Here is a 14,705-nt window from a genome sequence, read left to right on the forward strand (position 1 = left end):
TCTATAAAATGAAGTATCGTCGTCTCGAGTGGGGAGAATCGCGCATGTCGGAAAAGCGAGCGATGCCGGCGGAGGAGACCAACATACTGAAGGATATCGGCCAACGGCTGAACGCGTATCGCGTGGGGCACGGTCTGTCTCCTGAAACGCTGGCCGACAAGCTCGGCCTTTCCCGTGCCGCACTTTACCGGGCGGAAAAAGGTGAGATCCTCAAGATTGAAACCCTCGTTCGCATCAGCCGCGTGCTGGACGTCTCTCTTCCCAATCTCCTGGGAGTCGGTATCGAATATGTCGATACCGCCTTGGGTTTTTTTGAGCGAATGCGTCAGATTGAGGCCGAGAGCGAGCAGATCATCGGCTTCTTCGGTCCTCTTTCGTATCTCCTAACCTCACCCGCATATGACGAGATGCTCGCGCTTGCGATGGATGACCTAAGGTCCAAGGACGACGAGACCACGACTGCTATCGACAGGCTTCTTTCTGTCCTCCGGCAGCGTAAGGAAGCCTATCAACGCCGTCGCCCCCTCCTGGTCAACCTGATCGCAGCCTCCGAGCTGCGGCGGTTTCTGTCGAATGGGCTGATTGGGCGCGATGATCTCTCAGCTTCGGACCGGCGAAATCGACAGTCCATGGCCAGATCCGAGGTAAAACACATCATCGAGCTCGTCAAAAAGCCGTCGATCGGCGTTCAGATAGCGGTTGTGCCCGGCCTTGTTCCGGCAACGAATTTTCAGATCTTTAGGCAGGGGGGGCGCTCTGTCCTTGCGATCAGTCCGTTTCGCCTTGGAGAGCAACCAAACGTCAGGGTCGGGGTCGGGATCATCACGGCATCGCTCGAAGGCGTGAAACTGCACGAGGAAATTGCCCGGAGGATGTGGGAGAGCGCACTGAAGGGCGAGGATGCGATCAATCTCATCGCAAGCATGATGGCTGAAACCCGACATTGAAATGTTGCATAGGAGCCGGTTTCTGCAGCTCGCGCGTGAACTTGAACAGTTCCTCGTCGTCTAGGGTACTCAGGTGGGGGTCGAAGGCCTCATTGTCAAAAGGCCGAACCACGTCGACCTCCTGTTTTCTGCCGTCAGCTAGCTCTGGCGGTTGCGGCATTATTTAAGCCGATTATCGGTTCCGCTCTTCAAGTATCTCGTCGTTGATGTCGCGGCCACGCGCGAACACACCTAAAATGACGACGTCATCGCCCCGGACCGAAAATGCCACGCTGACGCTTCGCCGGTAGCCGATAATCCGCAGCCCCGGGATCCGGCTATTCCGCACCGTGCCCCGCTCCGGAAACGTCCCCAGAGCTTCGATGAAGGTGATCACACCCTCAACGAAGTCGCCGGCGATACGGGTCCCGGCTTCCACTGCGATGTCAGCATAGAGTTTGTCGAGTTCGGCTTCCGTCTTCGGATGATAGATGACGCGATAAGCCATGCCCTACTTGGCTTTCGCCGCATCGTTCCGGCGCTTCGCCTCGAAATGGGCGCGAACGGTTTCGGCTGGGATGCCAAGGGCAGGGTTATTCGCCAGGTCGTCATAGCGCGCCGGGATCTCCTCGTTGAGCCAGCGTTCGCGGGCCGCCTCGCGATCCTCCAGCAGCCGCAGGCCGGCGCGGACGACCTCGCTGGCGTTGTTGTAGCGGCCGGATTCCAGCTGCTTCTTGACAAATTCCTCATAGTGATTTCCGAGTGCGACGTTCGGCATGGGCTTCCCTTTCGTTGCTGCCCAGTATGGGACAGGGGTTCCTATATGGCAATAGATGTCAATGTTGGACTGACACGGCGCCGGCCGCATTGTAGTTTTGCTGGTAGGTCGGCCATGTCTTCGCGTCTGTCGGGTCGAAGGTAGCCCCCGGCCATAGAAGACAGCTCGTCCAAAGGTAGCCACATCCAACATTTTACTGCACGTATTGCGCGCAGCCAGATCCTCCCCTTGCCGGTGGCTCCGACGAGCCTAGATCACCACAAGACTGGGTTGCATTCGCATCGCCTTAACCCCGCCATGAATGCCTTGCAGTTGATAATTTTCGGAAACGCTAATGATTTGGAATCACCGCATCACCCGTATTCTGGTCGGCGTATCACTGCTTGCGCTTGTGATCGTTCTTATGCTGCCCAGCCTCACTGGCTTCACAAGCCTCGATGGTACGGTGAATGCGCGATTTGCGATCGTGAACGCTCCGATCGATGGTGAGGTCGCAGAAACGCTCCCCAAAGTTGGTGCGCGCGTGTTGGCAGGAGAGCCGCTCGCCTTAATTCGCAATGCCCGCGTGAACCGCGCAATACTGACTTCGCTGCAGGCCGACCACATGACAGCCGTCGAACATGCTGCGGCGCTGAAGCGGGAACGCGATGAGCTCGTACGGCTTCGTGATCAGCTGGCTGCACGCATGGAAGTCTTTACGCGGACAACCATTGCCGACCTGGAGCGAGAAGTTGAGATTCTAAACAAGCGGGTCAAGGTTTCCAAGGCGCAGGACAATGTCGCGCAAGTCGACTTTGACCGGCGGCTGGCGCTCGAAGCGAAGGGTATCCTCTCGACCAAGATGGTCGAGTCCGCCCGAGCGGCCTGGGAAGCCGCGGGGGGCGAACTCGAAATCAGTGGCTTGACCGTTGCCCAGCTCGAACAAAAGCTGGAGGCGGTTCGCCAAGGAGTTTTCGTTCTCGGTGACGGCCAGAACGATGTGCCCTATTCCCGCCAGCGGCAGGATGAGGTGATTGTTCGTATCAACGATCTCAACACGCGCATCGCCGAAAACGAAACACGGGCCGCACAGGTGCAAAAGCAGCTGATTGAGGAGGAAAACCGCGTCCGCAGTCTCACTTCGGCATCAGTTCCATCGCCTTTCGATGGAGTCGTATGGAGTAGCAACGTCGTCAACGGCTCGAACGTCATTCTCAATAACGAGCTGATGCGTATCCTCGACTGCAGCGATCTTTTCGTCGATATCCTGGTTCCGGAGGTCGATTACCAAGAGATTTATCCTGGCCTTGCTGCAGAGGTGCGCTTGTTAGGCGCTGGCGACGTCTTCAAAGGCGTGGTCCTGTCGGTAAGAGGCAGCGCCGCGGTCGCCGAGAAGGATACGCTGGCAGCAAATCAGCCCGAAACAGCCAAACGCAACGATCGAATCCGCGTGGGCATGACTCCTTCCGCTCTCAATACGGATTTTGCGAACTTTTGCCAGGTGGGGCGTTCTGTTCAGGTGCGCCTGCCCAAACCTAACATCCGCATATGGAACTGGGTGGAAGGCCTGTGGTTCAGTATCTCATAGCACTGGCGCCGACGTTTTTGGTCTTGGCGTTCTTTTTGCTTGGGCCTTTCAACTGGTCGCGTAACCATAGCTGGACCCGCGCAATCACATGCGCTGTCGTTGGCGCCATTGCATTGCGCTATATACTCTGGCGGTTATTCGAGACGGTACTTCCTTATCCCAACGATGGCCCCAACTTCTACTGGGTCTGGTTTCTGTTCATCGTAGAAATTCTCGCGTTCTTCGAAGTCGTCCTCTTCCTGGTCTTGATGAGTCGATACGTGGACCGGAGCGCAGAAGCGGACAGGCTCGCGCGAGACTTCTTTAGAGGTGACGAGGAACAATTACCCACGGTGGATGTGTTCATTCCTACCTACAACGAGCCGCTCGACGTCCTGGAAAGGACGATTATAGGGGCGCTTGCGCTCGATTATCCGCAACACAAGCTGAAAGTCTACGTGCTCGACGATCAGCGTCGTGATTGGCTTAAGGCGTATTGCAAGGAGAGGGGAGCAATCCACGTCACACGGCCCGACAACAGCCATGCCAAAGCCGGAAACATGAACAACGGTCTGAAGGTCAGCTCCGGCGACTTCATCGCGATATTCGATGCTGACTTCGTGCCCTATCATCACTTCCTGCGCCGCACGCTTCCCTTCTTTTCCGATGCAACCATCGGCATCGTTCAAACGCCGCAGCATTTCTTCAATGCCGATCCGGTGCAGACAAATCTCGGTCTCGAAAATATCTGGCCGGACGAGCAGCGTTTGTTTTTTGACGAAATTGCACCGAGCCGAGATATCTGGGACGTCAGTTTCTGCTGTGGGTCATGCTCGATCGCGCGACGCAAGGCGATCGATGCGATTGGGGGTTTTCCGACGGAATCCATCACAGAGGATTTGTTGACCACCCTTTCCATGCTCAACAAGGGTTACAAGACCCGTTACCTGAATGAGCGCCTGTCGATGGGATTGGCCGCTGAGAATTTGACTGGCTATTTCGTACAGCGCGAGCGCTGGTGTCGGGGGGGAATTCAAACACTCTATCTTCACAACGGCCCACTACGCGGCCCTGGTCTCTCGCTTTTTCAACGCATCATGTTCCTTCCGCTGTCGTGGTTGGTGCAGTATCTGGTGCGCTTTACGATATTGATCATCCCGATCATATATCTCTGGTTGGGCTTGCTGCCGCTCTACTTCACCAACGCTGCGGATTATATCTCCAATCAGGTGCCGTTGCTGACGGCCTATTTCCTCTTGATGCTCTGGATAACACCGACGCGGTATTTGCCCGTCGTATCGAGTGCCGTCGGAGCCTTTGCGACGTTTCGGATGTTGCCAACCGTTATTTCCAGTGTGGTGCGTCCCTTCGGCAAACCGTTCAGGGTGACCCCGAAGGGCAGCGGCAACGAGGCGATCGGATTTGATGGATACAGCTTTGCCTGGATAGCAGTGTTGATCTTGGCGACGGCCATCGGTCTTGTCATCAATATTGTGCCTGAGACCTCCCATGTCGAGGCGCAATTCTCGCCGATTGCGGCTTGTTGGTCGGGCATCAACATTGTCGTTCTCGCAATCGCGTCCTTGATCTGCTTCGAAAAACCGCGACGGCTCTTCAATGCGTTCAAACTTGATGAAGAGGTTCACGTCGACGGCGTTCCCGGCCGCATGGTCAGTCTGGCGCTCGACAAGGCAGTCGTTGCCGTGCCGACAAAGACGCGCTTTGCATCTGCCGATGTCACGCTGTCGCTCGAGGGTTTTTCACCCTTCAAAACGGAACTAAGGATGGTCACTCAAAGACGAAGGAGCGTTGCTCGCCCTGGCGACAAGGAGGCCTTCTACCTGCACCTCCATTTCGATCTTAGCGGGTCGGCCCGCGATAAGATGATCGTCAAGCTTTATACCGGGCGTTACTCCCAGGACGTTCGTGACATTGACAAAGTCGCTGTCTCGATCAACCTACTGCTTCGGACATTCGGTCGAACCCGGACGCTTTGAGGGTGATGTTTCTCGGCTCGCCTCGTCAAGAGCGGTGACAGTCGGTGGACCCGATATCGGTTACTTGAAAAATCCAAGGAACCGAAGACTCCGGCCTACCCGATGCGTGCGAGGGGATCGCTATCCCTCTTACCGAACCTGGCGCTGCAATATGCAACTAGATCGGAAAATGCCCGACGCCGCGCTATTTATGCGCGCCCACTCCAGCGCTGAAAATGTGATTATTTCGCCTCATGATTTTATCTTGCAACGTAAAAATTCTCTGATAAGCTGTATTCATATTTCCTTATACGACTAGCAAAAGGCCGCCAGTAGGCGGCGTACAATGCTGAATTGATCGGCCGGGCAACGCTCGGCGAACAAGGCCGCAACGCGTTGAAGTGCAGAGCCGGAAGCCGGCCTGAACTGCTTCCCGGCACCTCGTAGGACTTTGCCACACTGAAGTTTCAGGCTGCGCTGCTTGAGAGGAGATACCCATGGCAGAAAGCGCGATTGTCGGGGGTTCTGGCCCCGATGTGTTCTATGACGATAATGGGCGGAACACGTTCGATGGCGGCGGGGGAGTGGACACCGCAAGCTACAGCCGGTCCTCGCACGGGGTCATTGCCGATCTCGAATCCGGGCACGCCTATAAATTGCTCGCGATATTGCCTTTTGGCGATTCCATCACTTACGGCGTGATCGGCAGCACCACCAATACCGAGAGCGGTGGATATCGCAAATTCATGCTAGATCGACTGCATGCCCTCAACGTCCAGATCGACCTCGTCGGTTCGCTGTCCAACGGTCCCGCTGATATGGAAGACCGTGATCACGAAGGACATCGCAATTGGACGCTCAACCAGTTGAATAGCATCGATGCAAGCGTCCTGGCAGCGACCCGGCCGGATGCCGTGCTGCTGATCGCCGGCACCAATGACAGCTCGACCGACAGCGTGCAGACGATGCTACAGGATCTGCGCGATCTGTTGCTCAGCCTTACGTCTCAAAACTCCAGCTCGACGGTCTTCGTCGGTTCCTTGCCTCCGGTTCGCGTCGGCCAGCAGTCGCAGGAGCGGGCCGACCGGGTCGACGCTTATAACGACGCAATGCCTGAGCTCATCGAAGAACTGGCCGCACAGGGGCGCAAGGTGGTTTTCGTCGATATGCGCGGCCTGACGCCCGATGACATAACGGCGCCGCCGCAAGATAGCGGATTGCACCCGACGGCCGGAGGCTACGAGAAAATTGCTTCGTACTGGCTGGACGCGCTGGAGCAGCATTTCGGCTTGAGCGAGACGGGCATCGGAACCGATCGCGATAGCTTCATCAGCATAGAGAACCTCACCGGCTCTTCCTTTGTCGACCAGCTGAGCGGTGACGGCGGAGCCAACACCTTGGACGGCCTCGGCGGGGATGACCTGCTTCAGGGGCGGGGCGGCGGCGACGTGCTGATCGGTGGAACAGGCGCCGACACGCTGATCGGCGGGGCGGGCGACGATGTCTACTATGTTGACAATTCCGGAGACAAGACGACTGAAGAGGCTGGCGGTGGTGCCGATGAAGTGCACGCCTACCTCAACTGGACGCTTGCCGATCATGTCGAAAACCTGTTCCTGAGGTCGGCTGCCAACCTGGCAGGTGCCGGCAATGCCAGCGCCAATAGGATCATCGGCAATAGCGGCGCGAACAGGATCGAGGGGCTCGGCGGCGGCGACACCCTCGACGGTCGTGGCGGAGCCGACCGGATCATCGGCGGCGCCGCCAACGACATCCTGACGGGTGGGGCCGGCGACGATAGGTTCGTCTACGCCATCGGCGACGGCCACGACGTCATCACCGATTTTGACCTTTCCGGCAACGATACCCTGGAGATTGCCGGTTATCAAAGCTACAGCGAGCTCCGCCAGGTAGGCGCCGATACGCTGGTCGTCTTTTCCAGCAGTGACACGCTGCTTCTGAAAGGGGTGGACAGCACCTTCATGAGCGCTCAGGACTTCATCTGGGTCTCACCCGCCGATGCCGATCAACTTCCGCCCGGGGCGATCGTCGGAGATTCCGGAGACAATACACTCAAGGGGAGCAGCGGTGCTGACCACATCGACGGAATGGGTGGAACCGACGTCATGGAAGGAAAAGCGGGAGCCGATACGCTTGTCGGTGGCACCGGCAATGACGGCTATTACGTCGAGAACATCGACGACCAGACCATCGAAGAGCCGGACGGCGGGATTGACGAAACCCACGCCTATGTGAACCGGACACTGACCGACAATATTGAAAGCTTGTTTTTGAGGTCGTCTGCCAATCTCAATGGCCAGGGCAATGCGTTGGCCAACACGATCACCGGTAACAGCGGCGCCAATAGGCTCGAGGGCCGCGGCGGCAACGACATGCTGGACGGGCGCGGCGGTAACGACCGCCTGGTGGGCGGCATTGGCAGCGATATCCTGACGGGCGGGACGGGTGGCGACATCTTCGTCTTCAGTGCCAGCGACGGTCGCGATGCAATCACGGATTTCAACACAGCGGGCGACGATCTCGTGGAGATTTCCGGATACCTTGCCTATGAGGAACTGCGCCAGCTCGAAGACGATACGCTCGTGGTCCTCTCCGACAGCGACTCGCTGTTGTTGAAAGCTGTGATTTCGTCGAACCTTTCGGTGGGCGATTTTCTGTTCGTGTAAACATGCCCGTACGATCAACAATTGGGGGTTGTCATCGATCTTTTGCTGTGCACAATGGTTCTTGAAAGAGCCGATCGATTGGGCTGGTCGATCGGGCCACTGGAGGCTAACAATGCGCCAGACTTGGCTCGACGTCGCCAAAGGCGTGGGCATCGTCCTCGTCGTCCTCGCCCACGTTCTCACCCACAGCAAATGGCAATGGGCACCAGGGGTCTATTTTGCGATCGCCCTCTTCTATATGCCGTTTTTCTTCGTTATCTCCGGCTATCTCTTCACGGTGTCCGATCGAAAGGTTCTGCTTTCGAAGCGGGTGAGGGGCCTCTTGATCCCCTACGTGGCCTTTCTTGGCCTTGTCATCGCGGGCTTGCTGCTCGTCGATCTCTTTCGAGGTGAAGTACCGGCGCCATGGCAAATCAGGGAACTCATGACGAACGCGATTTGGGGTGGGAGGTACCTGACCCGCGAACTCGGCGTTTTCTGGTTCGTGACCTGTCTCTTTGCGACCCAGATTCTCTACAACGAGGTTGCGCTCAGAACCGCCGGGCCGACCGACCCAGCCATGCTGATCTTCGTGGCCGGTTCCGTCGTCCTCGCCTATGTCATCCAGGCCTATTGGCCGGATGTGCGCTCACCTCTCGCGCTGACCAATGTCCCGCTCGCCATCGGCGCCTTCTGGTTCGGGCATGTCCTGCGAGAACGTCGTATTAGCGCGAATGCAATTGCTGTGGCCGCGATTGCAGTTTTCGGGATCTCAATCGCCGCTGCCTGGGCGGGCGCCGACTTTGCGGTCACCATGAAAGCCACCAAATACGGTCCACCGATCCTCGGTCTGCTGCTCGCTTTGGCCATCTCAGTCACCGTGCTCAGCGTCATTCGTTTGGTCTCCACGCCAAACGTTCCGGTCGCGCCGGTTGCGGAGCTCGGCAGAGCTTCGCTGGTCATCATGTTCGGCCACCAGTTCGTTCATTTCACGCTGCGCGATTCAGGGGTGTCATCCGAGGTGACTTTGACCGTCCTGTCCGTCGGGCTGCCTTACCTCCTCTATCGCCTCCTGAAGTCATCGGCGGTCCTCTCCCCCTGGTTCCTGGGGCATGGCTCTCTGTCGCTTAGCGTCGATCATATGAAGCGCAGCCTTGCTGGCCGGGCGAGATGAGTTTCGCGGTCGCCTAAATACAACCGCAGGGGATAAATTTACTTGATTCCGCACCAGATTTGAGCGAAATTGTGCATCGCACCAGATTGGCGACGGGCGGCTTAGGGCCGTTGGTAACGAATTTGTGGTCGCGCTTGGTCCCTGTGTGTCCGTTGGTCGTCAATGAAGCAAGTCAAATGACGTGAACCCAGCAAGGGAACGAATGAGAATGCTTCGAGACATGCCTGTTTACAAAAAGCTCATCGCACTTGGCGTCGTCGGTCTGGCGGCGGTCGGGGTCTTCGATGCGCTTGTCAACTTGCCCGTCGTTTCCGGCTGTACATTCTACGGCGAATGCACCTTGGGCGACGCCTCGACGCCGCCCACGGATCCAGGCATCGACCCGGTGGCCCAATGACCGCGCCCGCGAAAATGGCGCTCATCGTCTATGATGGCGATTGCGTCTTTTGCCAGAGCTATGTTCGCTTCATGCGATTGCGTGAAACCGTGGGGCCGGTCGAACTGCTCGATGCCCGTTCCGGTGATCCGCGCGTTGCGAGCTTCCAACGCGAGGGCTATGACCTGAACGAAGGGATGCTCTTCGTCTTCGAAGATCGCGTCTACCATGGCGACGAAGCCGTCAACCTTTTGGCGATCCTCAGTTCCTCTTCGTCGCTGTTCAGTTGGCTCAACCGTGCGATCCTTTCCAACAGGACAGCCGCAAAGCTGATCTATCCCGCACTCAAGTTCGGCCGCCGCGTGACGCTGCGACTGCGCGGCCGGTCGCTTCTTCCCGCCGATCTGGACCAGTCCCCCGATCCGGGCAAGGGCTGGTGAACCGACACGATTGCCCCGATCCACGATCCGGAAAGCTTGACGGTGCCAGCCGGATTTGCCTTCACCGGATGGAACGCGACGGTGGGTGCCTTTCCGGCCGCGTCCTGCTTAAAAACTATCAGAATGGATCGCGTTTATGACTTTGGGCCGATTCGGCCCAAAGTCATCCTGATCTAGTGCGTGCAAACCTTCGGCCGGGAGAAATCCACGAGCTTGAAGAGCAGCAGCTTGCGCTCGAGGATATTCGGCATTTCCTCTGCGAGAGTCGCTGCCGTTGCCCGCGTTACAGTGACGCCATCCTTCACATAGGTCACCCAAGCTTGCGGGTTCCACCGGAGCTGCCGCTTCAGATCATGCAGGATGTGGTAATTGCCGGCCTGCGATTGCTGCACCCAGCGCGGCTCGGAGGAGTCGACGACCTTCACGACATCGTTCTGGTAGTTGAAAAGATATGGCGGCTTGGAAAAGAGCAGGTGGTTGGTCTGGCCAGCCTCCGTATGCAGATTGCTGAACATATTGATGGAGCTCTCGGTTTTCAGGCCGACATAGGGCGACAGGCAAGAGACAAAAAACAGGCCAGGCACGACGTAAACCCAAGCCGGCGGGCGGGGTGCGGAAACATCCTCGCAAGGCAAGTTCTCTAGCGCCACGTAGGTGAGTACGACCATCGCCGCGCCGCCAACGACCGCCCAGGTCAGGATCCAGACGGAGTGGACGGCCATGTCGAAGGAGCGTTCCGGGAAGGCCAGCGCCAAAAGCATGACGACGGCAGCCGCGGCCAGCACCAGCGCCACCGCGGGCACAAGCGTTCCGATCCGCCCAAAATTTTCGCGCAGCGCATTGGCGACGCTCAGCGAGATGCCATAGAGCATCTGGCTGGCAGGCGTCGGGATGCTCAGCACATAAAGCGCAAAAACCAGGCTGGAGAAATCCATGTACCAGGAATAGCCAGAGATCGGGATGATGTAGTGGAAGGTCAGCGCCAGGATGAAGCCGACGGCGAAATAGCGCTTCCAATAGAGCGAGACGATGGCGATCGCCTCGATAACAAAGGTGGCGTAAATCGCCAGATATTGGCCGAACAAGTTGTCCGCCAGACCGAAGGGACGGGCGAGCGGCGCATAGAGCCCCACGGCGCAACTGACGGTAGGATCGAGAAAATCCGTGTTGATCTTGTGAAAGATGCCGTAGAAGTACATGACCGCGAGCAGGGCGCGCGCAACGACGCGGATCTGGTTGTAAAGGGCCACACGGTCTATGGAACCGCCACGGCCCGCCTTCACGTAGAGCACGGCCGCGCTGAGCAGGATAGCGCCGTTCATGACGGTGGTTATCGTCTTGTTGTTCGAGGCGACCGGGAGGCGAATGGCGTACAACGCAAGCGACACTGCGACGAGTGCCAACAAAATCCCGGTGCGTCGCGGGTAAAGGAAAAGCAAGAGACTGAGCAGAATCACGGCCCAGCTCAGAGCCATATAGGCGAAGCCCTTGTAGCCAATGAGGCCATGGGTATCGCCGGCGATACTGAAGATCGCCGCCATTGCCCAGAAGGGCGTGAATGCGGTGAGACCGTCATAGGTGTAAGTCAGGTCTCTGACGTTGGTGGCTTTATTCCGACCAAGATTCCAGAAAGGTATCGCGCTTGCCGTCATCACGAATTCCACTTTGAGTTACCATTGAGCGTCCCTTTGGGGACAAACGTCGCTCCTGCGCGACCCTTGAGCCGGAAGCGGTTCAGGGAACGTCATGCAGTCGTTGGTGTGCGATATCGATGTTTGAGCGGCGCGGCCGCCGTGTTGGATAGATATCCCTCCGCATTGTTCGACCATCTTCGCACCTCGGATCCGAAGACTTGCCGCTTGACGGCAAATGTCGCCGGAAAGCTGTGGCCTTGAGCGGCCAACCGCTAAGTTGAGACACCTGCAGTCTAACAATCAACCTGAAACTGTAAATACCGTTTCTGAAGCGCAGTAGACGCGGGAGTCTTGCCACCTATGGTTCGGTTGCAGAGACACGTTAATACGTGAGATGCTGTGCGGCAACATTCATTGTGCGGTGCATTGCAAATTGCTTTTTTGTTGCGCTGCAACTGAAATCCCGCTATTGCAGGACGTTCGATCACAGTGATGTTTCTAAAGAGTTGAGACGCGGGATGTGGGTGGAAAACCCCGCACACTATTCCTCACTCCGCTCTCTTGGACCAAAACCGGGATAAGGGTAGGAATTTGCAGGCCAGCCCATTCGATCCGCCCGAGGGCTCGCTTCGCAAGTCCGTCGGACGCGGCGCTGTCGCGACGGGCCTCGCTCAAGCCGTCAAGGTTTCGACCCAGATCCTCTCGGTCATTGTCCTTTCCCGCCTGCTGTCGCCACAAGATTTCGGCATTGTGGCTATGTGCTCCCCCGTTTTGGTCTTCATCGCGCTGTTCCAGGACTTTGGCCTAACCCAGGCGACCGTTCAGAAGAGTTCGATCAGCCACGATGAAGTCAACTATCTGTTTTGGATCAACGTCGCGGTCAGTGCGGCACTTGCCTGCCTTCTCGCTGCAATCGCGCCGTTGATTGCCGCTTTTTATGGCGAACCTCGGGTCAGTCTTCTGGTGGCCGCAATGGCGTTGCAGATTCTGGCCTATGGCCTCGGGGCCCAACACCTCGCCTTGCTCAATCGCCGCATGGCGTTCGGCCGCCTCGCCATAATCGAAGTCGCAGGCGCAATTGCAGGCTTGGCTGTCTCTGTCGCATGGACGCTGATCGACCGATCCTACTGGGCGCTCTATGCGGGTACGCTGACCGGCGCTGTTCTGCCGGCACTTTGCTACTGGATGAATTCTCGATGGCGTCCGGGATTTCCGCGAAAGGTCGACGGTGTCGGCCAACTGCTCAACTTCGGCGCCGGGATTACCGGTTTCAATTTCGCCAACTTCTTTGCCCGAAACCTCGACAACATCCTGATCGGAAGATACTGGGGCGAAGCGCAGCTTGGGCTTTATGATCGCGCCTACAAGCTTCTTCTGTTTCCCTTGAGCCAGATCGCCAACCCGCTTTCGCGGGTCATGGTTCCTGCCCTTTCACGGCTGAACGGCGAGCCCGACCGATATCGCAGCGCCTACCTTCGCGTGATGCGTCTAATGCTGCTTGTGGCACTGCCCGGCGTGGCAACCGCTGTGGCAATGTCGGACATCCTTATTCCCTTCTTTCTCGGCGAGCAGTGGCGGGAAAGCTCGGATATCTTTCGCGCGCTAGGATTTGCCGGCTTGCTGCAACCGCTGAACAATCCGGCGGGCTGGCTGTTTATCAGCCAAGGCCGGTCCGGCGATTTCATGCGCTGGGGGATCGTCACGGCCCTGACGTCTGCTCTGGCGTTCATGATCGGTTTACCTTATGGCGCACTGGGCGTGGCGGTCGTTTACGCGGCGAGCGAATATCTGAGAACCCCTTTCCTGTGGATGTATGTCGGCAGGAAAGGCCCGTTGAGGGTCGGGGATATGCTGCGGGCGGCAACCCCATTCGTCCTCGGTGCTCATCTGGCACTGGCTGCAGTCTGGTTTGCCAAGCCGAGCCTGCCGCATCAGGAAACCCTTGCGATTATAGCGGCCGCCGTCCTTTCATATTTGGTTGCTATCGTCGCGGCACTGCTTTTTCCGTCCGGCCGTGAGACGCTGCGAGAGGGGCTTACGCTCCTATCAACAAGGTTGACTAAGCCGGTAGGAAGGCAGGTAAAGTAGGCGCACACACCGCCTTCGCCGCACTTGCCGACTATCGATAACGTCCCGAGGCCGACAGCAGAAAGAGGTCTGAATCCATGCACTATCGATCAATCGCCGATATGAACGCTACGATTGTCGGGAATCTGCATCGGCTACCGCGCGACATTGATCTGGTGGTTGGCATTCCGCGCAGCGGGATTCTCGCCGCCAATCTCGTCAGCCTGACGGCGAACATTCCGATGACCGATCTCGACAGCTTCATCGCCGGAAAGACCTTCTCGTCAGGGATCACGAAACGACGGGCGGCTCTCGACCGCAGCACATCGGAGATGCGCAAAGTGTTGGTCATTGATGACAGCATCAACGGCGGCACCGCTATGAACGACGCCAGGGCCAGGATCGCGGCGGCCGGCACTGCCGCCGAGCTGCTGATATATGCGGCCGTCTATGGCTCATTCGACCATCACGAGGAGGCGGACTTCATATTCGAGTCCGTACCTCAGCCGCGGCTGTTCCAGTGGAATTTCATGCATCATAAATTCCTTGAGCAGAGTTGCGTCGACATTGACGGTGTATTGTGCCTTGATCCAACGGATGCGGAAAACGACGACGGGCCGGCCTATGAGCGCTTCTTGGCGCAGGCACGTCCCTTGCACGGACCGACCCGGAAAATTGCCTATCTCGTGACCAGTCGGCTGGAAAAATACCGGTCTTTGACTGAAGAGTGGCTCGCCGCACACGGAGTTCAATACAACAAGCTGATCATGCTTGACCTGCCAAGCAAGGAGGAGCGGCAGCGGCTGGCCGCCCATGGTAAATTCAAGGCCGAATTCTATCGAACCTCCGACGCGGTGCTCTTCATCGAAAGCGAATACGAGCAGGCGGTGAATATTGCGAAGCTCTCGGGAAAACCGGTGCTGTGTATTGAGACGCAAGAGATGGTCTCACCAGAGGGGCTGTCGGTGCGATTGAAGCAGGCAAGAACCGCGGAAGGGCGGCAGGCCATGCTAAAGGCGGTGGCGCGGACGGTGCTCGGAGAAAGAGGCTACGAGGCCCTGAAAAGCCGGGTCAGGAAGCCGGCCTGACCGGCTTTCCTATACCGCAAATCGCCACGTTGGT

The 14,705-nt window shown here is 57.7% G+C and carries 12 protein-coding genes; 9 read left to right on the forward strand and 3 right to left on the reverse strand.

The features are described from left to right. Positions 1 to 44 precede the first annotated feature (44 nt). Complete coding sequence (locus BN1800_RS33395) at positions 45 to 947, forward strand: helix-turn-helix domain-containing protein (RefSeq protein ID WP_244564747.1); 903 nt, start codon at positions 45 to 47, stop codon at positions 945 to 947. A 172-nt stretch (positions 948 to 1,119) separates the two neighbouring features. On the opposite strand, the gene BN1800_RS33400 is transcribed toward BN1800_RS33395, so the two are convergent. Both BN1800_RS33400 and BN1800_RS33405 read right to left on the reverse strand, forming a co-directional pair. After that, positions 1,120 to 1,434, reverse strand: coding sequence for a type II toxin-antitoxin system RelE/ParE family toxin (locus BN1800_RS33400; protein WP_087004155.1), 315 nt, complete (start codon positions 1,432 to 1,434; stop codon positions 1,120 to 1,122). A gap of 3 nt (positions 1,435 to 1,437) precedes the next feature. Continuing rightward, positions 1,438 to 1,704: a type II toxin-antitoxin system ParD family antitoxin gene (locus BN1800_RS33405; RefSeq protein ID WP_087004158.1), complete on the reverse strand. Its 267-nt coding sequence runs from the start codon at positions 1,702 to 1,704 to the stop codon at positions 1,438 to 1,440. Between the two features lie 334 nt (positions 1,705 to 2,038). Here BN1800_RS33405 and BN1800_RS33410 point away from each other — a divergent pair, with 334 nt between their 5' ends. The 6 genes from BN1800_RS33410 (at position 2,039) to BN1800_RS33430 (ending at position 9,882) form a co-directional block, all read left to right on the forward strand. Further along, entirely contained in the window at positions 2,039 to 3,271 is a 1,233-nt protein-coding gene (locus tag BN1800_RS33410) for an HlyD family secretion protein (RefSeq protein WP_087004161.1), read from the forward strand. Continuing rightward, positions 3,253 to 5,247: a glycosyltransferase gene (locus BN1800_RS33415; RefSeq protein ID WP_087004164.1), complete on the forward strand. Its 1,995-nt coding sequence runs from the start codon at positions 3,253 to 3,255 to the stop codon at positions 5,245 to 5,247. The genes BN1800_RS33410 and BN1800_RS33415 overlap by 19 nt, the downstream gene beginning before the upstream one ends. A 476-nt stretch (positions 5,248 to 5,723) precedes the next feature. Then, positions 5,724 to 7,913 carry a GDSL-type esterase/lipase family protein gene (locus BN1800_RS33420; protein WP_087004167.1) on the forward strand — a complete coding sequence of 730 codons (2,190 nt, stop codon included), beginning with the start codon at positions 5,724 to 5,726 and terminating at the stop codon, positions 7,911 to 7,913. Between the two features lie 112 nt (positions 7,914 to 8,025). Then, complete coding sequence (locus BN1800_RS33425; protein ID WP_087004170.1) at positions 8,026 to 9,066, forward strand: acyltransferase family protein; 1,041 nt, start codon at positions 8,026 to 8,028, stop codon at positions 9,064 to 9,066. 220 nt (positions 9,067 to 9,286) lie between these two features. Beyond that, positions 9,287 to 9,463 carry a hypothetical protein gene (locus BN1800_RS41720; protein ID WP_179213962.1) on the forward strand — a complete coding sequence of 59 codons (177 nt, stop codon included), beginning with the start codon at positions 9,287 to 9,289 and terminating at the stop codon, positions 9,461 to 9,463. Next, positions 9,460 to 9,882 carry a DCC1-like thiol-disulfide oxidoreductase family protein gene (locus BN1800_RS33430; RefSeq protein ID WP_179213963.1) on the forward strand — a complete coding sequence of 141 codons (423 nt, stop codon included), beginning with the start codon at positions 9,460 to 9,462 and terminating at the stop codon, positions 9,880 to 9,882. Before BN1800_RS41720 ends, BN1800_RS33430 begins: the two co-directional genes overlap by 4 nt. A 173-nt stretch (positions 9,883 to 10,055) precedes the next feature. On the opposite strand, the gene BN1800_RS33435 is transcribed toward BN1800_RS33430, so the two are convergent. Beyond that, positions 10,056 to 11,534 (reverse strand): thiol-disulfide oxidoreductase, encoded by a 1,479-nt coding sequence (locus BN1800_RS33435; RefSeq protein WP_087004172.1) that lies wholly within the window; start codon positions 11,532 to 11,534, stop codon positions 10,056 to 10,058. 573 nt (positions 11,535 to 12,107) lie between these two features. Here BN1800_RS33435 and BN1800_RS33440 point away from each other — a divergent pair. Both BN1800_RS33440 and BN1800_RS33445 read left to right on the forward strand, forming a co-directional pair. Beyond that, positions 12,108 to 13,604: a lipopolysaccharide biosynthesis protein gene (locus BN1800_RS33440; RefSeq protein ID WP_087004175.1), complete on the forward strand. Its 1,497-nt coding sequence runs from the start codon at positions 12,108 to 12,110 to the stop codon at positions 13,602 to 13,604. Between the two features lie 77 nt (positions 13,605 to 13,681). After that, a complete protein-coding gene (locus BN1800_RS33445) occupies positions 13,682 to 14,671 on the forward strand; it encodes a phosphoribosyltransferase family protein (protein ID WP_087004178.1) in 990 nt (329 codons plus the stop codon). Positions 14,672 to 14,705 lie beyond the last annotated feature (34 nt).

The organism is Rhizobium sullae (genome assembly GCF_900169785.1).
Taxonomy (GTDB): Bacteria; Pseudomonadota; Alphaproteobacteria; order Rhizobiales; family Rhizobiaceae; genus Rhizobium; species Rhizobium sullae.